Consider the following 23,670-nt stretch of genomic DNA (forward strand, 5'->3'; position numbering starts at 1 on the left):
GTTTTTTTAAAATAAAAAGGAGGATAGCTCATGGAAAACATTAGCGAACGTGTTAAAAAAGAACGTGAGGCTAGAGGGATTACCCTTGAAGAACTAGCTAAAGGAACATTTATTTCAGTGGCTGTCTTGAAAGATATAGAATCTGGAAATTTTGATACATTTAAAGGTGATGAATTATATCTTAAAATGTATTTAAGAAAAATCGCTAAATATTTAGGTTTAGAAGAAAAAGAGCTTGATGCAGATTTTGAAGCATTAACTCAAGAAATACAATTAGAAGAAATACGACAAGAGGATTTGGCTAAACGTTTAGCTGATGAAAATAAAAAGAACATTACTATTTCTGAAAAGGTTAGTGATTCGTTCAAAGATTTGAAAAAAATAAAACCAAAGAAACCGATTTCTAATAAACGAGTTTACGAAGATCGTTATTTATTACGATATCTTAAATATGCGTTAGTAGGAGTTATTTGCATAGCATTAGTATTTGTTGTCTGGTATACAATTATTGCAAGTAAATCAGATGATAGTAGTGATTTTAATAACAATAATACACCTACAGTAGAAGGAAATAACGAAGCAGCTAATCAAAATACTGATGAACAAAATGATACAGAAAACAATAATAATCCAGCTGACCAAGAACCAGCTGAGCAGACACCAGCAGTTACTATTACTAAAAATGGTGAATTAAATTACAGTTTTAGTGTAGATGAAAGTCAACCAACTGTTAAATTCAGAGTTGAATTTGTTGGGCGTTCATGGTGTCAATTAGATTATAATGGTAGTGAATATGATGGTTTTAGAACTGGAATTTATAATGATGCAAATACAAGTAATTCATTAGATGCTACGCCAGAAGTAGTAGAGTTAGAATTTAATAAAGATGAATTCCAAACTCTTGAATTGACAATGGGGGCATTTTATGGGCATCGTTTCTATATAAATGATACGCAAATTGAAATTGATCCAAGTGAATACGATGGGGGTAAGAAAACTCTTGTCTTAACGAAGGTGCAATAATGAATTTGCCAAATCGACTCACGATTACCAGAATTTTACTGGTACCGGTATTAATTATCATTTATATGTTTCCATATGCCGATTTTGGCATTGAAGTAGCAAATTTTCATGTTTTAAATACAGATATTTCATTAGTTAATTTAGTTATTTTAGTGATTTTTATTGTCGCTTCGTTTACAGATTATTTAGATGGGCAAATTGCTCGTCGAGAAGATCTGGTTACGACATTTGGTAAGTTTGTTGACCCAATTGCTGATAAGTTATTAATAAATACTATCTTTCTATTATTAGCAAGTAACCAGGTAATAAATATTATTATCCCGATTATTATGATATCTCGGGATACTATTGTTGATGCAATTAAGATGTCTGCAGCTAGTAAACAAGTAGTAGTTGCTGCTAGTAAATTAGGAAAGCTTAAGACTGTAACGCAAATAATTGCAATTTGTATGTTATTATTAAATAATTTTCCATTTAGTGCTTTAAATATTGATGTAGCAACTATTTTTGCTTGGATAGCAACGGTAGTATCTGTAATTAGTGGAATTGATTATTTTATGAAAAATCGTGAAATGCTTATGGAGACTATGTGATGAAAGAATTAGCAAAATTTTTAATTGACAATAATATAAGTATATCTAGTGTAGAAAGTTTTACAGTAGGTAACTTTGCCGCAATGCTAGGAAGTATTCCTGGCATTTCTAAGGTTTATAAGGGTAGTTTAGTAACATATCAAAGTGTTACAAAGGAAAGACTGTTAGGAATTTCTCATGATATAATTCAAAAATATGGCGTTGTAAGTAAAGAAATCGCTTCTTTAATGTGTATTAATGGAAAACAGATTTTAGATAGCGATATTTGCATTTCGTTTACTGGCAATGCTGGACCTGATGCCATGGAAGGTAAACCGGTTGGTTTAGTCTATATTGGTATCTATTATCATGGTATTAATGTTTATGAATTGAATTTAAAAGGTAGTCGCCAGGAAATTCAAAAGCAGGCAATTGATTTTGTTATTAGAAAATTAACAAAGAAGATAAAAGTAAATTAAGATTTTTGGGAGTATATATATAGTAGGAGGGAAAAAAGATGGCAGAAGCAAAGACAAAAGAAACTAAAGCTAGTAAAGAAGAAGCTAAAAAAGCCCAAGCTTTAGAAGATGCAATTAAAGCAATTGAAAAGAAATATGGAAAAGGATCAGTAATGAAGTTAGGTGATCGTGCTGCTGTTAGTGTTGATGTCATTCCTACTGGTTCATTAACTTTAGATTTAGCTTTGGGTATTGGTGGATATCCTAAAGGGAGAATTATTGAAATATACGGACCGGAATCTAGTGGTAAGACAACATTGACACTTCATGCTATTGCTGAATGTCAAAAACAAGGTGGTCGTGCTGCTTTTATTGATGCAGAACATGCCATTGATCCTGTATATGCTCAAAATTTAGGGGTAAATATTGATGAATTGATTTTATCACAGCCAGATTCTGGTGAACAAGGATTAGAAATTGCGGAAACATTAGTACGTTCTGGAGCGATTGATTTAGTTGTAGTTGACTCAGTTGCTGCATTAGTTCCTCAAGTTGAATTAGATGGGGAAATGGGTGATGCTCAAATGGGATTGCAGGCACGTTTAATGTCTAAAGCATTACGTAAAATTGCTGCAGAGTTAAATAAATCTGAATGTACAATTATTTTTATTAACCAATTGAGAGAAAAAATTGGAGTTATGTTTGGAAATCCAGAAACAACTACTGGTGGTCGTGCATTGAAATTCTATTCATCAGTTAGAGTAGAAATTCGTCGTAGTGAAGCTATAAAGTCTGGTAGTGATATAGTTGGTAATAAAGTTAATATTAAAGTAGTTAAAAACAAAGTTGCTCCACCATTTAAATCTACGCAAGTTGATATTATTTATGGAAAAGGTATCTCTCGTGATGGTGAAGTGTTAGATTTAGCAGTAGAACATGATATTGTCGAAAAAAGTGGTGCCTGGTACGCCTATAAGGGCGAAAAAATTGGTCAGGGTCGTGAAAATGCTAAAAACTTTTTAAATACACATCCTGATATTATGGAAGAAATTACTCAGGCAATTGTTGCTACTTTAGAAAATGACGTTGAAGAAACTGATAAGAAAACAAAAAAATAGTTATAAAAAATGGAAAGAGAAGTTGTAATTAACTCTCTTTCCATTTTTAGCATATATCAAAATATACTCCAAAACTAATTAATTCTTCATTGTTTTGTTTTAAAGTTATAGTGTTCATTTCTTCGCAGGGTTCAAATTTGCTAGCAAGTTTAAATTCAATATTCTGCTGGATTCTTTCACAAATCAAAGTATAAGCGAGTTCATCCCAATATTTACAATCTTTAGCCCATGAACATATTTCAGGTAATTCTTCATCAAACTCAATTGCATCACTTGTGTGTTGTAAGATGTATTTTTTTAGAAAATCAGTAATAAATTTTTCTGGAGATAAAGTAAAATATTTTTTATAATCAGAAGTATCGCTTAAAATTAAATTAGCTTGAGCTATCTGAGTAGCAAAATCCATTTCTTGTAGTTGAATGTCATAGCCAACAAAATCTCCCCATTTTGAATATATTGGTTCACCACATATAATCAGTCTAGTATCTTGCTGTAATTTAGTATTTAAACATTTATCAATAACTTTTTTAAATTCGTCAGAAACAGGTTTGATTCGATTTTCAAATGCTGTTTTTAATGAATTTAAAGTATCTTCTTGATTTATAACGTTCCATAATTTTTCTTTATTAGTCATATATATCCTCCTAAAATATTAAATTCGTAAACTACTCTAAAATTGGTAATTTATACATATCCAAAATAAGATTAGTATCGATAATTGATTTTTTATGCTCTAATGCATATAAAATAATTGCATCATATCTAACCTTGGGATATAAATAACCATTATCAGACAACGATAATAAGTTATTAGTTTCACGAATATCTAGTTGCAATGCTAAAGCAATTTGAATTATTTTACTACGACTAGGCTTTTTTTGTCCATTAAAAATTTGATAAGAATATGTTCGATGTAAATTAGTCATTTTTATTAATTCACTTTTAGAAACATCTTTTTTTAATAACAATGTTTCTAAATAAGTAACAAAATCTATTTCTGGAACTTGTAGAAGTAATTGTTCTAAAGTCAGATTTTCATCACTTTTGATTATATCTAATAATTGAGTTGTTGAAATCATCATAATCACCTATAATATATCTTAGCTTGGTCTATTTAATAATGCAAGGAGAAAAAAATGGATATAAGAAATCTCTATCATGAATTAGAAATAATAAAAGAAAATGAAAATAAACGATTGGTATTGGTTAGAAATAAAATAGATCATTTACTATATCTAAAACGAGAAATACCTGCATATAATAAGGAAGTTTATTATCAATTAGCAAAAAATCAAATTAAACAAATTCCTAAAATTTACCAGCTTCAAGAAATTGGTAATAAAATAGTAGTAATAGAAGAATATATTAATGCTAGTACCTTAGAAGAATATGTACTTAATAATAAAATAAATAAGCAAGAATCCTTATTAATATTTAAACAAATATGTAATATTGTTAAAGAGCTTCATAATTTAAAACCACCAGTAATTCATCGTGATATCAAGCCAAGTAATATTTTTTACGATGGTTCAAAAGTACATTTATTTGATTTTGATATCTCTCGAAATTACCAAGGTGATAAAAATAAAGATACTTATATATTAGGTAGTGTAGGTTACGCTGCTCCTGAACAGTTTGGTTTTAGACAAACTAATCAGCAAAGTGATATTTATGCTTTAGGAGTTTTATTAAATTTTATTTTAACTAAAAAGCTGCCAAATGAAAAAATATATGATGGCTTTGAAAGTAAGGTGATAAATAAAGCTATCAATATTGATCCCAAACAGCGTTATGAAAGTGTTTCGATGATGTTAGTGGATTTGAATTTAGAAGATAAAAGTTTTAAATTAAAGTATTATTTAATAAATTTACCAGGATTTAAAACTAATTCATTGATTAAAAAAATACTAGCATTAGCTGGTTATATATTAATTTTTTTAGTTTCTATGATTAGTGAAATGACGGTTGATAATAAAGTTTTAACTGGTTTTGATTTATGGCTTAATCGAATATTAGTTTTTATTGTTTTAATGACTATAATTTTATTTGCTGGTAATTATTTAGAAATCTGGAATCGTTGCTTTTTAGCAAAATCTAAATCGAAACTTGTACGAGTTATTGGGATTGTTGTTACAGCGACAGCCTGGATATTTTTAGAAGCCTTTATTGTTGGATGTATCAATAGTATTTAATTAATGTCTGCTACTAGCATACCGATAAATTATCTAAATAAGCTATAATCCTTAATGAGGGAGGATTATAGATGAAAATATTTACTAAATTTAAAGAACTTTCATTAATAAAAAAGATTTTATGTATTGTTTTGATTGTTGGAATTGTTGCTATAGCGGCTGGTTCTAGTAGTGAGGATTCTAGTAGTAATAAAACAGAAAATAAATCTACAACAAATGAAAGCACTCAAGAAAAAGAAAATCATAGCATTGGTGAAACTGTAACAGTGGGCAAAGTTGATTATTTAATTAACGGTGTTGAAATTACTAAGAGTGTCGGTGATGAATATTTAAAAAGTGAAGCTAATGATACATATTTAATTATTGATATTTCAATAACTAATCATGAAACAGAAGCTTTGACAGTCTCTGATAGTTTCTTTAAACTATTAAATAACGGTAATGAATATTCTACTGATGATAATGGGGCAATTTATCTGGGAGATAGCTCAATTATATATCAGGAAATAAATCCTGAAGTGACTTTGCAAGGAAGATTAATTTTTGATGTTCCAGAAACTATTGCTAATGATATGAAAACTGAATTACAAGTGCAAACAGGAGTTTGGGGAAGTGAAAAGGATGTTATTTCACTTGCAAGATAAGTTAAAATAGTAGTACTATTTTAACTCATCTTTAATATTTAATAAGGCAGCAAAAGGCGAATCTTCAATGTTAGTCTGCTGCTTTTTTTGTTGTTGCAAGTATTTTTTGATATCACTTTTACGAGCTTCATTACCTTTTGTTGCTCTTTCTTTTTTAAAAGCATTCATTGATTGGCGATAACCGCAAGTTTTACAAACAAATAATTGTTTTTCTTTTTTACCAACTAACTCTAATTTTTTATGACAGTTAGGACAGCGAGCATTGGTAATGATTGATACAGTTTCTTTGTGCTTGCAATCAGGATTGGAACAAACTAATAATTTACCTTTTTTACCATTAACTTCTAACATAAAATGATTACATTCAGGACATTTTTTAGTTGTTAGGTTGTCATGTTTAAATGTTGCCTGACTGCTATTGATTTCATTAATTATTTTTTTTGTGTATTGTCGTATTTCATTAATGAATTGGTCGGGCTTTTGTTGTTTTTTAGCAATTTTAGCGAGTTGGAGTTCCCATTTAGCTGTTAATTCTGGTTCTTTTAAATCTTGTGGAACTAACTGTAATAGTTGTTTTCCTTTATTGGTAACGTGAATTTCATTATTTCTTTTTTCAATCAAAAAAGTATTAAATAATTTATCAATAATGTCAGCTCTAGTAGCAACAGTACCTAGCCCACCAGTGTTAATTAAAGTACTATTTAGCTGTTTAGATTTATTATTGGTATAGTGAACCGGATTTTCCATTGCTGATAAAAGTGTAGCTTCGTTAAAATATGCTGGCGGCGTAGTTTGACCACAGGTTTTTTTAATTTCACTAACAACATATTGATCGTTTTCTTTCATCAGTGGAAGTACTTGTTCAAACTGTTCAGTGTTATCATGATTGTAAATTTGTTGCCAACCGCTTTGGATTTCAATTTTTCCAGAAGTAGTAAATGTTTCCTGGTTGACTTTAGCTTTGATCGTTGTTTTTTTGTATATATATGGTGGCAATAGTACTGCTAAAAATCGTTTTAATACTAAATCATAAATTTTAAATTCGCTATCACTAAATGCTCCTAACATGACGGGCTGTTCGGTTGGAATAATTGCATGATGGTCACTTACTTTTTTGTTGTTGACAAAATGATTTTGTTTTTTAATCGGATTGGCTAATATTTGATCGATAACATCATCAAAATAGCCACCTTTACTTGCAATAAGTCGTTCTTTTAAAGTAGGTACAATATCTTCAGTCAAATAACGAGAATCAGTTCGTGGATATGTTAGCACTTTATGATATTCATATAAGCTTTGCATGATTGATAATGTTTCTTTGGCTGAAAATCCATATATTTTATTAGCGTCACGTTGTAATTCTGTTAAATCATAAAGCAAAGGGGCATATGATTTTTGATTATTAGTAGTAATATTTGTAATTTTCAATTTACTATTTTGTAATTGTTCAATAATATTATCTATTTTATTTTGATTGAATATATGTTTTTCATTTTTGTTTGAAAGCCATGACCAGTAGATGTTATTACTTAAAATTTCAATGCCATAATAATTTTTGGGTTGAAAATTTTTGATTTCTGTTTCTCTTTTATCAATAATCGCTAAAGTAGGTGTTTGAACTCGACCACAAGCTAATTGGGCATTGTATTTGCATGTCAAAGCTCTGGTAGCATTAATACCGACTAGCCAGTCAGCTACGCTACGACTGTAGCCGCTTTGATATAACGGCTCATAATCACGAGCATTTTTTAAATTTTTAAAACCATCTTTAATTGCTTTATCAGTAACTGATGATATCCAAAGACGTTTCATTGGTTTTTTTACATGGGCTTTATTAATAATCCAGCGAGCAACCAACTCTCCTTCACGTCCTGCATCAGTTGCAATGATAATGTCTTTGATGTCATTTCGATTAAGAAGATTTTTTATTGCATTAAATTGTTTGGCGGTGTTTTTGATAACAACTAATTTCATTCTTTCAGGCATAATTGGCAGATCATCTAAGTTCCATTTTTGATATTTATGGTCGTACATTTCTGGATCAGCTAAGGTTACAAGATGACCAAGAGCCCAGGTAACGATATATTTATTTCCTTCTAAACCGCCATTGATATTTTTGTGACATTGTAATACACGAGCAATGTCTTTTCCTACCGATGGTTTTTCAGCTAATACAAGTGTTTTTGTCATTTTTATATCCCTCATTTCTTGTTTATTTTAGCATTATCCTTTTTTAATAGCAAAACTAATTATAATCTATTTCAGTATTATATTTGATAGAAAAATACTATTTACAGTTGTTATAAACTAAATAATATATTGATAAAATAAATTTATGACAAACACTTTTCATTGTAAAAGATGTCAAAATATTATACAATGTTATTGTGCTTGTCGCACAATGAATTTAAATAGATTCATAATAATATATTACATAGTAAAAAGAGGAGGACGAAATATGTCAGGAAATATTGTCGTTTCTATCTTTACCTATGTTCTAGCTGTAGCTATAGGTTTTTTTGTTAGTTATTTAATTAATAAACTAAAAATTTCTAAAGCTAACGTAAGTGCTGCGAAAATTATAGATGATGCAACTGCTAAGGCAGATACCCTTGTTAAAGAGGCTATTTTAGATGCCAAAACCGAAGTTTATGAATTAAAGCTTCAGGCAGAAAAAGAAGCTAAAGAGCAAAGAGAAGAGATTAATGAATATGAAAATAAACTTTTACAACGTGAAAAAACAATTGATCGACGTGATATTGCTATTCAAGGAAAAGAAGATGTTTTAGCGCAAAGAGTAGTACAATTAGATGAACGGGAAGCAAGACTAGGTAAACTAGAAGACCAATTGAAAGAAAAAATTGATGCCAAAGTTGTTGAACTTGAAAAGATTGCTGCCATGTCAGCTAAAGAAGCTAAGCAGGAATTATTTAAGCAGGTTGAACAGCAGACAGCTACAGAAATGACGGCTTACATAAAAGATCGTGAAGAGGAAGCTAAATCAAAAGCAAGTTTGCTTGCTCGAGATATTATTGCTAATGCGATAAACCGTTATGCTCAAGAAGAAACAGTAGAAAGAACTGTTTCGGTAGTAGCTTTACCAAGTGAGGAAATGAAAGGGCGAATTATTGGTCGCGAGGGACGAAATATTAAAGCGATTGAACAATGTACTGGAGTTGATTTAATAATTGATGATACTCCAGAAGCAATTACAATTTCTTGTTTTGATCCAGTAAGACGAGAGATTGCTCGTTTATCATTAGAAACTTTGATTAGAGATGGACGAATTCAACCAGGACGAATTGAAGAAGTTGTTCAAAAAACTAAGAATGAATTAGACGAAGTAATTAGAAAAACTGGTGAAGATGCTATATTTGAGTTAGGAATTTCAAGAATTGATAAAGACATTGTCAAGATGATTGGTAAACTTAAATATCGTACAAGCTATGGTCAAAACGCTTTGCAGCATTCGCTAGAGGTTGCTCACTTAGCAGGAATCATGGCAGCTGAATTAGGTTTAAACCAACAATTGGCTCGTAGAGCAGGGTTACTTCATGATTTAGGAAAAGCAATGGATCATGAAATGGAAGGTAGCCACGTAGAATTAGGAGCTAAATTTGCTAAAAAGCATGGTGAAAATGCTACTGTTGTTAATGCTATTGAATCACATCATGGTGATGTACCAGCTACTAGTGTTATTTCAGTTTTGGTTGCTGCAGCTGATACTTTAAGTGCTGCTAGACCAGGAAGTAGAAGTGAAACAATTGAAAATTATATTCAACGTCTTGAAAAATTAGAAGAAATGGCTAAAAGTTTTGAAGGTGTTGATCGTGTCTTTGCTATCCAGGCTGGACGTGAAGTACGAATCGTGGTTAAGCCAGATAAAGTAGATGATTTAATGTCACATAAAATTGCTCGTGATATTAAAAATAAAATTGAAGAAGAACTTACTTATCCTGGACATATTAAAGTTACAGTCATTAGGGAAGTTAGGGCAAGTGAAATTGCAAAATAAGGATAGGCATTGCCTATCTTTTTTATGAAAGGAAGAAAAATGAAGATATTATTTATTGGCGATATTTTTGGTTCAATTGGCCGAGATATGATTAATGATTATTTACATCGCTTAGTTAATGATTTAAAAATTGATTTTGTAATTGCAAATGTAGAAAATACTAGTCATGGTAAAGGACTATTAAAACGTCATTATGATGAATTATCATTTTGTGGTATTCAGGCAATGACTATGGGAAATCATACTTTTGATAAAAAAGAGTTATATGATTATATTGATGAAGCTGATAAACTAGTCGTTCCGATTAATCAGCCTAAAGTTTTACCAGGTGTTAAAACAAGAGTTTTTGATGTAAAAGGTAAAAAAATCCGAGTTACTAATGTTTTAGGAGTAGCTTTTATGGATAGTCGTTATAGTAATCCTTTTGAAGCAATCGATGAATATTTAGATTTAAAACAAGATATTCATATTATTGATTTTCATGGAGAGGCTACAAGTGAAAAAATTGCTTTTGCCCATTATGTAAAAGATAAAGCTAGTGCAGTACTTGGGACCCATACTCATGTTCAAACAGCTGATGAAAAAATAATTGATGGTAAACTAGCATTTATTAGTGATGCTGGAATGACAGGACCGTATATGAGTGCTATTGGTTGTGATTTGGATTCTATTGTAAAAAGATTAAAAGGGTCATCGGCACCGTTTATTGTTGCTAAAAGCAGTGGCCAGTTATCTGGTGTTGTGATGACTTTTGAAAATAATAGTCCTATTAAAATAGAACGAATTTTAATCAATCAAGATCATCCATATTTGTCATAATTAAAAATTGTTTTCATATATTCTTTTAGGAGGAAAAATATGGAAACAATAAAAGTATCATCATCATCATGTCCGAATAATGTTGCTGGCGCTATTGCAAGTATGATAAGAAATAGTTCAAAATTACAAATTCAAGTAATTGGTGCCGCAGCGTTAAATCAAGCTGTAAAAGCAATTGCTATTGCTAGGGGTTATATTATTCCTACAGGTAATGAGATTATCTGTATCCCTTCTTTTCATGATTTAATTGTCGATGATAAAGAGATAACAGCATTAAGATTGACCTTAGAATTAAGGTAGTATAAAAATTAAATGTACTTAGTTGAAAGGGCTTTATTTTTTTTGGTGCATGAGTTATAATGTAAGAAGTGATATAGGAGGAAATTTGTATGGCAAAATGTAAATTATTAATGCAAACAGCACAAACACAAAAATTAATTGATTTTTTTGATGGATATGAAGATGATAAAGTAAAATGTAAATTCATTAAAAAAACAGGTATTAAAGCAGAAGTAGAATGTGAAACTGAACTTTCACCTGAAGAAGCTGCTGGACATTGTAAAAGTGTTTTTAAGAAAACTAAAGAAGGAGCAGTTTTATATTTCTCTATTCAACCAGATGGATTCTTTGGTTAATTAAGCAAATAAGGACGCAAGTCCTTATTTTTTTCTAGACAAATTAATAAAAACCAACTAGAATAGTCAAATGTATACAGATATTAGTGTTGGAATGTTATAATTATGTATATAATAATTAGGAAAAGTGGTGAACAAATGAAAGATTATAGTAGTTATTTTAAAGGACCTTCACTTAATGAAGCTAAAAAAAGGAGTCATGATCGAGTAAATAGATATGATGATGCTTATCATATTCCTGCTGATATGATTAAAGCCGGAGTAGGGAAAAAATATTATATTCAAACATATGGATGTCAAGCAAACGAGCGTGATAGCGAGACTTTATCGGGAATTTTAGAGAGTATGTCATATAAACCAGCTGAAGATATTAAAGAAGCTGATGTTATTATTTTAAATACATGTGCAATTCGTGAAAATGCTGAAGAAAAGGTTTTTGGTAAAGTTGGATATGTAAAAAATTTAAAAAAGACTAATCCTGATTTAATTTTTGGAATGTGTGGCTGCATGGCTCAAGAAGAAGTTGTTATTAAAAGAATTTTAGAGAAACATCCGCACGTTGATTTGATTTTTGGAACTCATAATATTCATCGTTTACCTGAACTATTAAAAGAGGCTATGTATAGTAAAGAAATGGTCGTTGAAGTTTGGTCTAAAGAAGGCGATGTAATAGAAAATACTCCTGTTAAAAGAGCTAATAAATATAAAGCATGGGTAAATATTATGTATGGCTGCAATAAGTTTTGTACATACTGTATTGTACCATATACTAGAGGTAAAGAACGTTCAAGATTAGCTAGTGATATTATTGAAGAAGTAAAAGATTTGATCAAACAAGGTTATAAAGAAATAACTTTATTAGGTCAAAATGTTAATAGTTATGGTAAAGATCTTGGTGATGATTATAGTTTTGCGAATCTTTTAGAAGATGTTGCTAAAACTGGAATTGATCGAATTAGATTTACAACTAGTCATCCATGGGATTTTAGTGAAGATATGATCAAAATCATTGCTAAGTATGATAATATTATGCCTGCTATTCATTTACCAGTACAATCTGGTAACAACCAGGTTTTAAAACAAATGGGACGTCGGTATACTCGTGAACAGTATTTAGATTTATTTTACAAAATTAAAAAATATATTCCTGATTGTACCATCACAACTGATATTATTGTTGGTTTCCCTAATGAAACTCATGAACAGTTTTTAGATACATTATCTTTATATCAAGAGTGTGAATATGATTTAGCTTATACTTTTGTATATTCACCTCGTGAAGGAACTCCAGCGGCTAAGATGGCTGATAATATTCCAAGTGAAGAAAAAGATCAACGTTTATATCGCTTAAATGAAATTGTTACTGAAAAAGCGTATAAACAAAATCAACGTTTCTTAAATAAAGTAGTCGATGTTTTAGTTGATGGAACTTCAAAACGTGATGAAACAATGTTGACAGGTTATACAAGTCATCAAAAATTAGTTAATTTTAAAGGAAACCCTGATGATATTGGTAAGATAATTAAAGTTAAAATTACCGAAGCTAAAACATGGGCTTTAAAGGGTGAGGCTGTTGAATCATAGTTTTGAATATGCAAAAGAACTAAATGATTATTTATTGAATTTGGATGTTATTAAAGAATATCAAAAATATGAAGATTTAATAAGTAATAATGAAGAAATAAAAGCTTTGGAAAATAAGATGAAAGCATATCAAAAAAAAATAGTTAATCAAAAAGCAAAGCAGGATAGTAATGTTGTTGATACGATAAAAAAATATCAACAGCTCAAAGATGAATTTGAAAATCATCCCTTAGTAGTTAATTACTTATATTTAAAAGATGAAGTAAATAATTTATTACAAACGATAAATGCATATATTAATAGAGAATTGTTGAAATAGGTCTTGACTTCATAATTATTTCTAATTATAATTTATGAAATATTAAATAAAAACAAAGAAAAGGAGATAGAAAATGGCATATTTTTTTGATGAACCATCACGTACATTTAACGAATATCTATTAGTACCAGGATATTCTTCTACAGAGTGTCAACCTAAAAATGTTAGTTTAAAGACACCATTAGTTAAATTTAAAAAAGGTGAAGAACCTGCATTATCACTTAATATTCCATTAGTTTCAGCAATTATGCAAGCTGTTTCTGATGATAATATGGCTGTTGCTTTAGCACGCGAAGGAGGCGTTTCATTTATCTATGGATCGCAAACAATCGAAAGTCAAGCAGCAATGGTTAAACGTGCAAAAACATATAAAGCTGGTTTTGTACCAAGTGATTCTAACTTAAGTGTTAACGATACGTTAGCTGATGTTATCGCTTTAAAGGAAAAAACAGGACATTCAACAATGGCAGTAACTGATGATGCCAGTGCTAATGGTAAATTATTAGGTATTGTTACAGGTCGTGATTATCGAGTATCTAGAATGTCTTTAGATACAAAAGTGTCTGAATTTATGACTCCGTTTGATAAACTAATTTGTGGTCATACAGGCATTAGTTTAAAAGAAGCTAATGATTTAATTTGGGACAATAAGTTAAATGCTTTGCCAATTATTGATGATGATCAAAAATTAGCATATTTTGTTTTTAGAAAAGATTATGAAACTAAAAAATCAAATCCTAATGAATTATTAGATGCATCTAAACGTTATGTAGTTGGTGCTGGTATTAATACTCGTGACTTTGCTAAGCGTGTTCCGGCTTTAATTGAAGCTGGTGCAGATGTTTTATGTATCGATTCATCGGAAGGATTTACTGAATGGCAAAAAATTACTATTGATTGGATTAGAGAACATTATGGTGACAGTGTAAAAGTTGGAGCTGGAAATGTTGTTGATGCTGAAGGATTTAGATTTTTAGCTGAAGCTGGTGCAGATTTTGTCAAAGTTGGTATCGGTGGTGGATCAATTTGTATCACTCGTGAACAAAAAGGAATTGGTCGTGGCCAAGCAACAGCGACAATTGAAGTTGCTAAAGCTCGTGATGAATACTTTAAAGAAACTGGTATTTATGTACCAATCTGTTCTGATGGAGGTATTGTTCACGATTATCATATGACTTTAGCTTTGGCTATGGGTTCTGATTTTATCATGTTAGGTCGTTATTTCTCTAGATTCGATGAATCTCCAACTAATAAAGTAAGTATTAATGGTCAATATATGAAAGAATACTGGGGAGAAGGTTCTGCTCGTGCTCGTAACTGGCAACGTTATGACTTGGGTGGAGATGCTAAACTTTCTTTTGAAGAAGGTGTTGATTCATATGTACCATATGCAGGTAGCTTAAAAGATAATGTTGGTTTAACTTTAAGTAAAATCAAATCAACAATGTGTAATTGTGGTGCTTTAACAATTCCTGAATTACAGAAAAAAGCTAAAATTACTCTTGTATCTTCAACAAGTATCGTTGAAGGTGGAGCACATGATGTTGTCTTAAAAGATTCAACATCTTCAAATGGTCATCAAAATTAAAGGTACTTCTTAGAAGTACCTTTTAAATTAGACAAATCTAATAAATATTCCACTTTTTAGTACATTTTTTCACTTACCTTACATATATTAAATTAGGTGAGAACATGGCAAATAATATTCGTGAGATTATTACCCAAGCAGTAATTGCTAAGGGAAAGAAAAGGACTATTAATAAATATCCTTTTGAAATTAGTAATTTTGATAAGGTTTTAGGCTGCTGGATTACTAATCATCGCTATAATGCAACTTTTAGAGATGATAAACCAGTAGTCTTAGGAACCTTTGATGTTCACTTGTGGTATAACTATCGTGATGATAGTAATATTTTAAAACAAACAGTAAGTTATTTAAATGAACTTGATCTAGTAAAAAAAGAACAGCGCAGTTTTAATGATCAAGATGAATTGATTGCTACATGTAATCAAGAACCTAAATGTATAGGTGTTAATTGTTTAGAAGATAAAGTCGTCATTGAAGTTGAAAAAGAGATTTCATTAAGTGTAGTTGGTAAAACTACTATTAGGGTTGAAACAAAAAATGAAATGGAATCGTGGGATGAATTTGATAATATAACGATTGATGAAAATTTTATTAAATAAAGGCGTAAGCCTTTTTTCTTTTAATAATTCTTGTGTTATAATAGAAAATGATTTTTTTAGAAATGAGGTTGATTTATGAAACAAAAATATAGTCCAATGATGATGCAGTATTTATCTATTAAAGAAGAAAATCAAGATTCAATCGTTATGTTTCGATTGGGGGATTTTTATGAAATGTTTTTTGATGACGCTATTTTAGTTTCCAAAGAATTACAAATAGCATTAACTGGTAAAAATGCGGGTGCTAAAGAAAGAGTACCAATGTGTGGGGTACCTTTTCATTCCGCAAGTGGATATATTCAAAAATTAGTAGATAATGGACATCGTGTCGCTATCGTTGAACAATTAACAGAACCAGGTAAAAGAGGGATCGTTGAACGTGGTGTTGTTCAAATAATTACACCTGGTACAATTTTTGATGAATCATTAACAAATAATCGAAATAATTATATTGCCGCTTTAGAAGAATTTGATTTTAATTATACTTTAGCTTTTTGTGATATTACAACTGGAGAATTTAGTGTTGTAAATATTGAAAAGAAAGAAAAGTTATTGATGAATCAATTAGAAACAATGGCAGTTAAAGAGCTAGTGACTTTACCTGATCAAATTCGTAATTTTGACAATATTTTAAATTCCCCATTTCCTCATGATAAATATAATGAAAAATATGATAAGATTTTTTCTAAGATAAATGATTTAAAACAAATTAAAACAGCATCTTTATTATTGAACTATTTATTAGATACTCAAAAAAGAGAATTAGAGCATTTACAAATCATTGAAGAAATAAAAAATGAAGACTATGTAGTAATGGATCAATATACCAAAAAAGCATTAGAATTAACAACAGGCTCTAAAAGTAATGATAAATATGGTAGTTTATACTGGTTATTAGACCATACTAAGACAGCCATGGGTTCAAGAATGCTTAAACAATGGATTGAAAGACCACTTTTAAATCAACAGCAAATTGAACAACGTTTAGATGTAGTTGAAATTTTTACTAATTATTTTATTCAAAGAGAAAGTATCAAAGAGATTTTAAAAGATATTTATGATTTAGAGCGCTTATCTTCTCGAATTGCTTTTGGTAATATAAATGCTCGTGATTTGAAATGGATCAGTGCTTCTTTAAAAGTAATTCCGGAGTTAAAAAATCAACTATTATCATTAGATGAGCCGCTTACAAATGATTTAGCTAATCATTTAATAGATTTAAATCATATTATTAATTTGATTGACCAGGCAATCATTGATAATCCGCCATTAACTGTAAAAGAAGGTAATATCATTAAAGAAGGATTTAATGAGGAGTTAGATGAACTTCGTTACATTCGTAATCATGGTAAACAATGGCTTGTTGAATTTGAACAAAAAGAGCGTGATCGTACTGGAATTAAAGGGTTAAAAGTAGGATATAATCGTGTTTTTGGTTATTACATAGAAGTGACTAAAGCAAATTTATCATTAGTAAAAGATGAATTTAACTATACTCGTAAACAAAGTTTAGCCAACGCAGAACGTTTTGTTACACCGGAATTAAAAGAGATGGAATCAAAGTTATTAAACGCTCAGGATAAAATGGTTAAACTAGAATATGCAATCTTTACACAAATTAGAAATACAATAAAAAAAGATGTTCATCTAATCCAGGATGTTGCAAAAGTAATTGCTCGAATTGATGTTTTCCAATCACTTGCAATGATTTCTAGTGAAAATAGTTATGTAAGACCTATTTTTAATCATGAAAAGATATTTAATGTTACTGATGGACGTCATGGGGTTATTGAACGGGTTATGAGTGAAGGTAGTTATGTTGCAAATGATGTCGACATTGATAGTAAAAATCCTGTTTTAATGATTACTGGACCAAATATGGGTGGTAAATCAACATATATGCGTTCAATTGCTTTGATTGCTTTAATGGCCCAAATTGGATGTTTTGTTCCTTGTAGTCAGGCTAATTTACCAATTTTTGATCAGATTTTTACTAGAATTGGTGCTAGTGATGATTTAGTATCTGGACAATCAACTTTTATGGTTGAAATGTTAGAAGCGAATAATGCTTTACGTTTTGCTACTGAAAATTCATTGATTATTTTTGATGAAATTGGACGAGGAACTGCTACATTTGATGGAATGGCTATCGCTCAAGCAATGATTGAATATATTGCAACTAAAATTAAATGCATTACATTATTTTCAACGCATTATCATGAATTAACATTCTTAGAAGATAAGAATTTAGGAATAAAAAATGTCCATGCTAGTGCTTCGATTGAAAATGATGATTTAGTCTTTTTATATCGTATTAAACCAGGACGTTCTAATAAATCATATGGTGTAAATGTTGCTAAGCTAGCAAAATTGCCAGATGAAGTTTTAAACCGGGCAAATGTATTATTAGAAGCGTTAGAAGAGAACAATATTGAAAATCATTTGAGTGATGATTCATTAAAAGAAGTTCCAGTAAATTCACCTAGTGTGGTAGAAAAATATCTTGATGGAATTGATCCAATGACATTATCACCGATTGATGCTTTATCGACTTTAATCGAGTTAAAGAAATTGAATGAAAGCAGGTGATTAAATGCAAAAAATAAGACAACTTGATGATATTTTAGCTAATAAAATAGCAGCGGGTGAAGTAATCGAACGACCTGCGAATGTTGTTAAGGAATTAGTTGAAAATAGTATCGATGCCAATAGCAGCAAGATCGATGTAATTATTGAAGAAGGTGGCTTAAAATTAATTCAAGTTATTGATAATGGTGATGGAATGGACAAAGAAGATGCTTTGCTTTGTTTTAGTCGTCATGCAACTAGTAAAATCAAAGATGATCAGGATTTGTTTTGTATCCAAACATTAGGATTTCGTGGCGAGGCTATTCCATCAATTGCCTCTATTAGTCATTTTGAATTAAAGACTAGTACTGGTCAAATAGGGACTAGTGTGGTTTATGAATATGGTAAATATATTGAAAATAAAGAAAGTGATAGTAAAAAAGGAACTAATATCAAAGTTGAAAAATTATTTCAAAATGTTCCAGCTCGTTTAAAATATGTACGTTCTACGAATTCAGAATTTGCTAATATTCAAACTTATTTAGAGCGGTTATCTTTATCACATCCAGATATTGCTTTTTTATTAGTTCATAATGGACGAACAATCTATAAGACTAATGGTAATGGTAATTTATTAGAAGTAATTTCCAATATTTATGGATTGAATGTTGCTAAAGCGATGATTCCGGTTGATTTTGGTGATGATGAATTTCATATAACTGGATTTATTTCTAAAATTGATGTAAATCGTGCTAGTAGGAATCATATGATTACAATGGTTAATTCACGAGTAGTTAGAAATAAGGTTAGTATTGATAGTATTAAAAATGCTTATTCACGTTATTTGGCTGAAAAACGCTATCCGATTACAATTCTTAATATTGAAATCGATCCTTATTTAGTAGATGTAAATGTTCATCCTTCTAAATTAGAAGTACGGTTTTCAAAAGAAATGAAATTAAAAGAATTAATATATCAAGGAATAAGCGAGGCGCTTGCAAATGTTAATTTAACTTATAATGCAGTAGCTGATTATAAAAAACCAAAAGTAAATATTGAACAGCCAGCTTTTGAATTTAACTATGATGTAGAAGATGAAATCGACCCGATTTTAAAAAGTACAGACAATGAAAATATTAATCATGTAGATGATAAAAATAACGAAACTTTTGATAATATTGAAAATGAAGTTGTGGATAAAGAAAATAATTATAATTTAGTTCAAGAACAAAATATCGAATATATTGTACCTGATAAGCAAGTAGTTGAAACTAAGGTTGAATCTCGTGAAAAATTAATGAAAAAGAAACTACTTGTAAAAGGACAGGTACATGGTACATATATTATTTGTGAAGATGAAACTGGTATGTATTTAGTTGATCAACATGCAGCACAAGAACGAATTAATTACGAATATTTTTTAGATAAGTATCAGCATTTAAATTTATCAATGCGTGATTTATTAGTACCGATTACATTAGAATATCCATTAAGTGAATTTTTGATTATTGAAGAGCGAAAACAATTGTTGAGCCAGGTTGGAATTAATCTAGAAGTTTTTGGTAATTGTGGATATGTAATTAAACAACTACCACTATGGATGCAAAATATTGATGAACAGGTTTTTATTGAAGACATGGTTGATCAGGTTTTAAAAGATAATAAAGTCGATGTTGTTAAATTACAAGATCATGCGATTGCCACATTGAGTTGTAAAGCGTCATTAAAAGGTAATACCCATTTATCAAATGAAGGAATGCAAAATATTATTGATAATTTAATGCGTTGTGATAACCCTTATGTTTGTCCTCATGGTCGCCCTACTTTAGTTTATTATTCTAGTTATGAAATTGAAAAATTGTTTAAACGGGTAGCGTAATGGATAAAGTAATAGTTGTTGTTGGACCAACGGGAGTAGGAAAAACTAAAATGGGTGTAGCTTTGGCTAAGTATTTTAATGGCGAAGTAATTAGTGGCGATTCAATGCAAATCTATAAAACAATGGATATTGGTACAGCTAAGGTAACAAAGCAGGAAATGGATGGGGTAGTTCATCATTTGATCGATATTAAAAATCCTGATGAAAGTTATAGTGTTAAAGATTTTCAAGATGAAGTTAGAAAGAAAATCAAAGAAATAACTATGCGTAATAAACTGCCAATTATAGTTGGAGGAACAGGACTATATATTAAAGCAGCTCTTTATGATTATCAGTTTAGTGATAGCCAAATTGAACATCAAGAATATGTAAAAAAATATCAAGATTATACAAATGAACAATTATATCAATACTTATTAGAAATTGATGAACTGAGTGCTAAAGAATTGCATCCAAATAACCGTCAAAGAGTATTGCGAGCAATTGCTATTTATGAAAGTACTGGAGTTAAAAAGAGTGAAACTTTAGCTAAACAAAAACACGAAATGATCTATGATGCTAAATTTATTGGGCTAACATTAGATCGTGAATTGTTGTATCAAAGAATCAATGAACGTGTTGATTTAATGATGGAACAAGGTTTATTAAAAGAAATTGAATCATTGATGGAAAAAAATTATTCAAGTGATTTACAGAGCATGAAAGCAATAGGGTATAAAGAATGGTTTGCTTATTATGATAAAAAGCAAACTTTACAAGAAACTATCGAATTAATAAAGAAACATTCGCGTAATTATGCTAAAAGACAATATACCTGGTTTAATAATCAGGTGCCAGTGAACTGGTTTACTGTTAATCTTGATGATTTTGATAGTACTGTTGATGAAGTTAAAGGGTATTTAAAAAAACAGGGTATTAAAAATGAAAATAATTAATTTAATTGAAGATACTCCTGGAAGTAGCAATTGTTTATATGAACATGGCTTAAGTTTTTATATTGAAACTAAAAAGCATAAGATATTAATGGACACTGGAGCTAGTGATGCTTTTATAAAAAATGCGACACAATTGGGGATTGATTTAAAACAAGTGGATATTGTAGTTTTAAGTCATGGTCATTACGATCATAGTGGTGGTATTTTATCATTTGTTAAAATTAATCCTAATGCGACTATTTATATCCAAAAAAATGCTGTGAATGATTATTATAGTATTCGTGAAAATGGGCCGGCTTATATTGGAATTGATAAAAAGATTTTATTGTTGTCAAATATAGTTTACATTGATGATTTGCTTAATATTGATGATGAATTAACTATATTTTCAAATATTACTGATCGTAAATTTTGGCCACAGACTAATCAAAGATTGAAAAAAATAGAAAATGGTGTTTTGATTCAAGATGATTTTGATCATGAACAGTGTTTAGTTGTAAATGAAAATAATTGTTCGTATTTATTTTCCGGTTGTGCTCATAATGGTATTGTTAATATATTAAAACGGTATGATCAGATTTTTAAAAAGTATCCAGATAAAATTATTAGTGGTTTTCATATGATCAAAAAAATACCATATGATCAAGATGAAATTACGATGATTAAAGAAACTGCTAATATCTTAACTAAAGTACCCGCAGTATTTTATACCGGACATTGTACCGGAAAAGAAGCGTTTGCAATAATGAAAGAAATTATGGGTGAACAGTTAGTATTGATTCATAGTGGTATGGAAATTGAATAGAAAAAGCTGGAATTTAGCCAGCTTTTTTGCTTTGATTGAGTTTTTTAATATTATTAGTACGACCATGTTTTAAAATACGACGATAATTTTCAGCTAACGCTTTTTCATATTTACTAGTCATCCAAGGAACATAGAATTGTTGATTTGCTAGTTCATTTGGAAGATATTGGATATATTCCCATAATTCAGGTCGATTATAATCATATTTTTCATCTTCTTGTAAACCAACAGGAGTCATTCTTAAATATTCTGGAGTTCGATATGATTGTACTCTAGTAGCGCTGATTGCACTATCAATTGCAGCTTCGCTTGATTTAGATTTTGGTGATAAGCATAGATCAATAATAACACTAGCTAATGGAATTCGTGCTTCTGGAAAACCGATTGTTTTAGCTGCTTGTAAGGCGATTACGGTTCTCATACAAGCATTAGGATTAGCTAAGCCAATATCTTCATAGGCGATTGTCATTAATCGTCTTTGTAATGATTCAAAATCACCAGTTTCAATTAATTTAGCTAGATAAAACATAGCACCGTTAGGATCACTACCACGAATTGATTTTTGTAAACCACTTAAAGTATCATAATAGTTATCTTCATCATGGTCATAAATTACATTAGTTTTGATCATGGCTGCTTCTAAAACATTTTCATCAATATGATTATTATCACAAATGATAGAACAGATTTCTAAACAGTTATATGCAAAACGAATATCACCACTGCTTGCTTTAGCAATTTTAGTTAAAACAGAGTCTTCGATGGTATATTCATTATTAAAGCCTTCAGATGATGATAGTGCTTGCTTTAATCCATCAATAATGTCATTTGTTGTTAATGGTTTGACTTCAAGAATATGACAGCGAGATCTAATTGCTGGATTGATTGAATGATATGGATTACTTGTTGTACAGCCAGCAATAGTAATTAAGCCGCTTTCAACATGGGAAAGCAAGTCGTCTTGTCTAGCTTTATTTAAACGGTGGACCTCATCAATAATTACAAATAAACCATTTGAAAGTTTTGCTTCGGCAATTATCGCATCCATTTCTTTTTTATTGCCAGTTGAAGCATTAAATAAACGGTATGGGATATTTAAATCATTGGCTAGACACATTGCGATAGTAGTTTTACCACATCCTGGTGAACCATAAAGGATAATTGAAAAAGGATGTTTTTTTTCAACAAATTTAGTAAGGATTGATTTTGGTCCTACTAAGTGTTGTTGTCCAATGATATCAGATAATTTTTTTGGTCTCATTTTATTTGCAAGAGTAGTAGACATTAGTATCTTCCTTTCACTTTAAAAATCAGTTATAATAATTATAGCATTTTTAGATATTGAAAGATAGGTGTATTAAATGAGATTAGTTATTCAAAAGGTAAGTTCAAGTAATGTAAAAATAAATAATGAAGTAGTTGGTAGTATTGACAAAGGTTTTATGGTTTTAGTTGGTATTACTGATAGTGATAATAAAATGATTGTAGATAAGATGGTTGATAAATTAATTAATTTACGTATTTTTGAAGATGAAAATGATAAGTTGAATTTGTCATTATTAGATGTAAAGGGAAGTATTTTATCAATTTCACAATTTACACTATATGCTAATTGTAAAAAGGGACGGAGACCAAGTTTTATTGAAGCGGCAAAACCAGATATTTCTAAACCTTTATATGAATACTTTAATCAACAGTTAAAAGAAAAAGGTGTAATGGTAGAGACTGGAGTGTTTGGAGCAATGATGGAAGTATCACTAGTAAATGATGGTCCAGTAACAATTATTTTAGATAGTAAAGAAATTTTTTAAAAAAAGTAAAAAAAGGTATTTACAAAGGAGAGAGGATGTGGTAGATTAATAGGGCACTCGAGAGAAGGAGCGAGGTTCAAAGGAAGGGCCGAGCGAAAAAAGTAAA

General features: G+C 30.0%; 23 protein-coding genes. 19 read left to right on the plus strand and 4 right to left on the minus strand.

The features are described from left to right. Positions 1-30: 30 nt before the first annotated feature. Genes B5F09_RS04895 through recA form a run of 4 tightly spaced genes read left to right on the plus strand, consistent with a single transcriptional unit; the run spans position 31 to position 3,171 of the window. Positions 31-1,023 carry a RodZ family helix-turn-helix domain-containing protein gene (locus tag B5F09_RS04895; RefSeq protein WP_087372182.1) on the plus strand — a complete coding sequence of 331 codons (993 nt, stop codon included), beginning with the start codon at positions 31-33 and terminating at the stop codon, positions 1,021-1,023. Next, complete coding sequence (gene pgsA / locus B5F09_RS04900) at positions 1,023-1,616, plus strand: CDP-diacylglycerol--glycerol-3-phosphate 3-phosphatidyltransferase (protein WP_087301048.1); 594 nt, start codon at positions 1,023-1,025, stop codon at positions 1,614-1,616. Before B5F09_RS04895 ends, pgsA begins: the two co-directional genes overlap by 1 nt. Then, the gene (locus B5F09_RS04905; RefSeq protein WP_087372185.1) at positions 1,616-2,074 is read left to right on the plus strand and encodes a CinA family protein; all 459 of its coding nucleotides are present in this window, start codon (positions 1,616-1,618) and stop codon (positions 2,072-2,074) included. The genes pgsA and B5F09_RS04905 overlap by 1 nt, the downstream gene beginning before the upstream one ends. Before the next feature lie 38 nt (positions 2,075-2,112). Then, the gene (gene recA / locus B5F09_RS04910) at positions 2,113-3,171 is read left to right on the plus strand and encodes a recombinase RecA (RefSeq protein ID WP_087301042.1); all 1,059 of its coding nucleotides are present in this window, start codon (positions 2,113-2,115) and stop codon (positions 3,169-3,171) included. A gap of 46 nt (positions 3,172-3,217) precedes the next feature. Here recA and B5F09_RS04915 read toward each other — a convergent pair whose 3' ends face one another. Further along, complete coding sequence (locus B5F09_RS04915) at positions 3,218-3,805, minus strand: hypothetical protein (RefSeq protein WP_087301039.1); 588 nt, start codon at positions 3,803-3,805, stop codon at positions 3,218-3,220. Positions 3,806-3,836: 31 nt separating this feature from the next. Next, positions 3,837-4,250 (minus strand): helix-turn-helix transcriptional regulator, encoded by a 414-nt coding sequence (locus tag B5F09_RS04920; protein ID WP_087372188.1) that lies wholly within the window; start codon positions 4,248-4,250, stop codon positions 3,837-3,839. Between the two features lie 57 nt (positions 4,251-4,307). Between B5F09_RS04920 and B5F09_RS04925 the strand changes: the two genes are divergently transcribed. Beyond that, positions 4,308-5,363: a protein kinase gene (locus B5F09_RS04925; RefSeq protein ID WP_087372192.1), complete on the plus strand. Its 1,056-nt coding sequence runs from the start codon at positions 4,308-4,310 to the stop codon at positions 5,361-5,363. A 71-nt stretch (positions 5,364-5,434) separates the two neighbouring features. Further along, positions 5,435-6,007: a DUF4352 domain-containing protein gene (locus B5F09_RS04930; protein ID WP_087301030.1), complete on the plus strand. Its 573-nt coding sequence runs from the start codon at positions 5,435-5,437 to the stop codon at positions 6,005-6,007. 15 nt (positions 6,008-6,022) lie between these two features. Here the strand turns inward: B5F09_RS04930 and B5F09_RS04935 are convergent, their stop codons facing one another. After that, positions 6,023-8,197 carry a DNA topoisomerase III gene (locus B5F09_RS04935; protein WP_087372195.1) on the minus strand — a complete coding sequence of 725 codons (2,175 nt, stop codon included), beginning with the start codon at positions 8,195-8,197 and terminating at the stop codon, positions 6,023-6,025. 268 nt (positions 8,198-8,465) lie between these two features. On the opposite strand from B5F09_RS04935, the gene rny reads away from it, so the two are divergent. From rny to B5F09_RS04995, 12 genes are all read left to right on the plus strand, one after another. Beyond that, positions 8,466-10,022: a ribonuclease Y gene (gene rny / locus B5F09_RS04940; protein ID WP_087301024.1), complete on the plus strand. Its 1,557-nt coding sequence runs from the start codon at positions 8,466-8,468 to the stop codon at positions 10,020-10,022. A 39-nt stretch (positions 10,023-10,061) separates the two neighbouring features. Then, a complete protein-coding gene (locus tag B5F09_RS04945; RefSeq protein ID WP_087372198.1) occupies positions 10,062-10,841 on the plus strand; it encodes a TIGR00282 family metallophosphoesterase in 780 nt (259 codons plus the stop codon). 39 nt (positions 10,842-10,880) lie between these two features. After that, positions 10,881-11,141 carry a stage V sporulation protein S gene (locus B5F09_RS04950; RefSeq protein WP_087301018.1) on the plus strand — a complete coding sequence of 87 codons (261 nt, stop codon included), beginning with the start codon at positions 10,881-10,883 and terminating at the stop codon, positions 11,139-11,141. A gap of 89 nt (positions 11,142-11,230) precedes the next feature. Continuing rightward, positions 11,231-11,476 (plus strand): hypothetical protein, encoded by a 246-nt coding sequence (locus B5F09_RS04955; protein WP_087372200.1) that lies wholly within the window; start codon positions 11,231-11,233, stop codon positions 11,474-11,476. 138 nt (positions 11,477-11,614) lie between these two features. Beyond that, positions 11,615-13,060 carry a tRNA (N6-isopentenyl adenosine(37)-C2)-methylthiotransferase MiaB gene (gene miaB, locus B5F09_RS04960; RefSeq protein WP_087301013.1) on the plus strand — a complete coding sequence of 482 codons (1,446 nt, stop codon included), beginning with the start codon at positions 11,615-11,617 and terminating at the stop codon, positions 13,058-13,060. Beyond that, the gene (locus tag B5F09_RS04965) at positions 13,041-13,379 is read left to right on the plus strand and encodes a YlbF family regulator (RefSeq protein ID WP_087301010.1); all 339 of its coding nucleotides are present in this window, start codon (positions 13,041-13,043) and stop codon (positions 13,377-13,379) included. The genes miaB and B5F09_RS04965 overlap by 20 nt, the downstream gene beginning before the upstream one ends. Positions 13,380-13,452: 73 nt before the next feature. Further along, a complete protein-coding gene (locus B5F09_RS04970; protein ID WP_087301007.1) occupies positions 13,453-14,967 on the plus strand; it encodes an IMP dehydrogenase in 1,515 nt (504 codons plus the stop codon). Positions 14,968-15,071: 104 nt separating this feature from the next. Continuing rightward, the gene (gene cotE, locus B5F09_RS04975; protein ID WP_087301004.1) at positions 15,072-15,566 is read left to right on the plus strand and encodes an outer spore coat protein CotE; all 495 of its coding nucleotides are present in this window, start codon (positions 15,072-15,074) and stop codon (positions 15,564-15,566) included. Between the two features lie 75 nt (positions 15,567-15,641). After that, positions 15,642-18,155, plus strand: coding sequence for a DNA mismatch repair protein MutS (mutS, locus tag B5F09_RS04980; protein ID WP_087372203.1), 2,514 nt, complete (start codon positions 15,642-15,644; stop codon positions 18,153-18,155). Between the two features lie 4 nt (positions 18,156-18,159). After that, positions 18,160-20,013 (plus strand): DNA mismatch repair endonuclease MutL, encoded by a 1,854-nt coding sequence (mutL, locus tag B5F09_RS04985; RefSeq protein WP_087372207.1) that lies wholly within the window; start codon positions 18,160-18,162, stop codon positions 20,011-20,013. Beyond that, positions 20,013-20,948, plus strand: a complete 936-nt coding sequence (gene miaA, locus B5F09_RS04990; RefSeq protein WP_087372210.1) for a tRNA (adenosine(37)-N6)-dimethylallyltransferase MiaA — start codon at positions 20,013-20,015, stop codon at positions 20,946-20,948. Before mutL ends, miaA begins: the two co-directional genes overlap by 1 nt. Then, positions 20,935-21,753, plus strand: a complete 819-nt coding sequence (locus tag B5F09_RS04995) for an MBL fold metallo-hydrolase (RefSeq protein WP_087372213.1) — start codon at positions 20,935-20,937, stop codon at positions 21,751-21,753. Before miaA ends, B5F09_RS04995 begins: the two co-directional genes overlap by 14 nt. 13 nt (positions 21,754-21,766) lie before the next feature. Here the strand turns inward: B5F09_RS04995 and B5F09_RS05000 are convergent, their stop codons facing one another. Then, the gene (locus B5F09_RS05000) at positions 21,767-23,038 is read right to left on the minus strand and encodes a replication-associated recombination protein A (RefSeq protein WP_087372216.1); all 1,272 of its coding nucleotides are present in this window, start codon (positions 23,036-23,038) and stop codon (positions 21,767-21,769) included. 76 nt (positions 23,039-23,114) lie between these two features. Here B5F09_RS05000 and dtd point away from each other — a divergent pair, with 76 nt between their 5' ends. Further along, positions 23,115-23,564, plus strand: coding sequence for a D-aminoacyl-tRNA deacylase (dtd, locus tag B5F09_RS05005; protein WP_087300986.1), 450 nt, complete (start codon positions 23,115-23,117; stop codon positions 23,562-23,564). Positions 23,565-23,670: the final 106 nt, after the last annotated feature.

Source organism: Erysipelatoclostridium sp. An173, assembly GCF_002160495.1.
In the GTDB taxonomy this organism is placed as follows: domain Bacteria; phylum Bacillota_I; class Bacilli_A; order Erysipelotrichales; family Coprobacillaceae; genus Thomasclavelia; species Thomasclavelia merdavium.

Bases quoted from the DNA above. Each gene is read 5' to 3' on its own strand.
- B5F09_RS04895 (WP_087372182.1), top strand. From the start codon at position 31: ATGGAAAACATTAGCGAACGTGTTAAAAAAGAACGTGAGGCTAGAGGG.
- cotE (WP_087301004.1), top strand. From the start codon at position 15,072: ATGGCAAATAATATTCGTGAGATTATTACCCAAGCAGTAATTGCTAAG.
- dtd (WP_087300986.1), top strand. From the start codon at position 23,115: ATGAGATTAGTTATTCAAAAGGTAAGTTCAAGTAATGTAAAAATAAAT.
- mutL (WP_087372207.1), top strand. From the start codon at position 18,160: ATGCAAAAAATAAGACAACTTGATGATATTTTAGCTAATAAAATAGCA.
- pgsA (WP_087301048.1), top strand. From the start codon at position 1,023: ATGAATTTGCCAAATCGACTCACGATTACCAGAATTTTACTGGTACCG.
- recA (WP_087301042.1), top strand. From the start codon at position 2,113: ATGGCAGAAGCAAAGACAAAAGAAACTAAAGCTAGTAAAGAAGAAGCT.
- miaB (WP_087301013.1), top strand. From the start codon at position 11,615: ATGAAAGATTATAGTAGTTATTTTAAAGGACCTTCACTTAATGAAGCT.
- B5F09_RS04935 (WP_087372195.1), bottom strand. From the start codon at position 8,197: ATGACAAAAACACTTGTATTAGCTGAAAAACCATCGGTAGGAAAAGAC.
- B5F09_RS04955 (WP_087372200.1), top strand. From the start codon at position 11,231: ATGGCAAAATGTAAATTATTAATGCAAACAGCACAAACACAAAAATTA.
- B5F09_RS04950 (WP_087301018.1), top strand. From the start codon at position 10,881: ATGGAAACAATAAAAGTATCATCATCATCATGTCCGAATAATGTTGCT.
- B5F09_RS05000 (WP_087372216.1), bottom strand. From the start codon at position 23,038: ATGTCTACTACTCTTGCAAATAAAATGAGACCAAAAAAATTATCTGAT.
- B5F09_RS04930 (WP_087301030.1), top strand. From the start codon at position 5,435: ATGAAAATATTTACTAAATTTAAAGAACTTTCATTAATAAAAAAGATT.
- mutS (WP_087372203.1), top strand. From the start codon at position 15,642: ATGAAACAAAAATATAGTCCAATGATGATGCAGTATTTATCTATTAAA.
- B5F09_RS04970 (WP_087301007.1), top strand. From the start codon at position 13,453: ATGGCATATTTTTTTGATGAACCATCACGTACATTTAACGAATATCTA.
- B5F09_RS04995 (WP_087372213.1), top strand. From the start codon at position 20,935: ATGAAAATAATTAATTTAATTGAAGATACTCCTGGAAGTAGCAATTGT.
- B5F09_RS04945 (WP_087372198.1), top strand. From the start codon at position 10,062: ATGAAGATATTATTTATTGGCGATATTTTTGGTTCAATTGGCCGAGAT.
- rny (WP_087301024.1), top strand. From the start codon at position 8,466: ATGTCAGGAAATATTGTCGTTTCTATCTTTACCTATGTTCTAGCTGTA.
- B5F09_RS04915 (WP_087301039.1), bottom strand. From the start codon at position 3,805: ATGACTAATAAAGAAAAATTATGGAACGTTATAAATCAAGAAGATACT.
- miaA (WP_087372210.1), top strand. From the start codon at position 20,013: ATGGATAAAGTAATAGTTGTTGTTGGACCAACGGGAGTAGGAAAAACT.
- B5F09_RS04905 (WP_087372185.1), top strand. From the start codon at position 1,616: ATGAAAGAATTAGCAAAATTTTTAATTGACAATAATATAAGTATATCT.
- B5F09_RS04925 (WP_087372192.1), top strand. From the start codon at position 4,308: ATGGATATAAGAAATCTCTATCATGAATTAGAAATAATAAAAGAAAAT.
- B5F09_RS04920 (WP_087372188.1), bottom strand. From the start codon at position 4,250: ATGATTTCAACAACTCAATTATTAGATATAATCAAAAGTGATGAAAAT.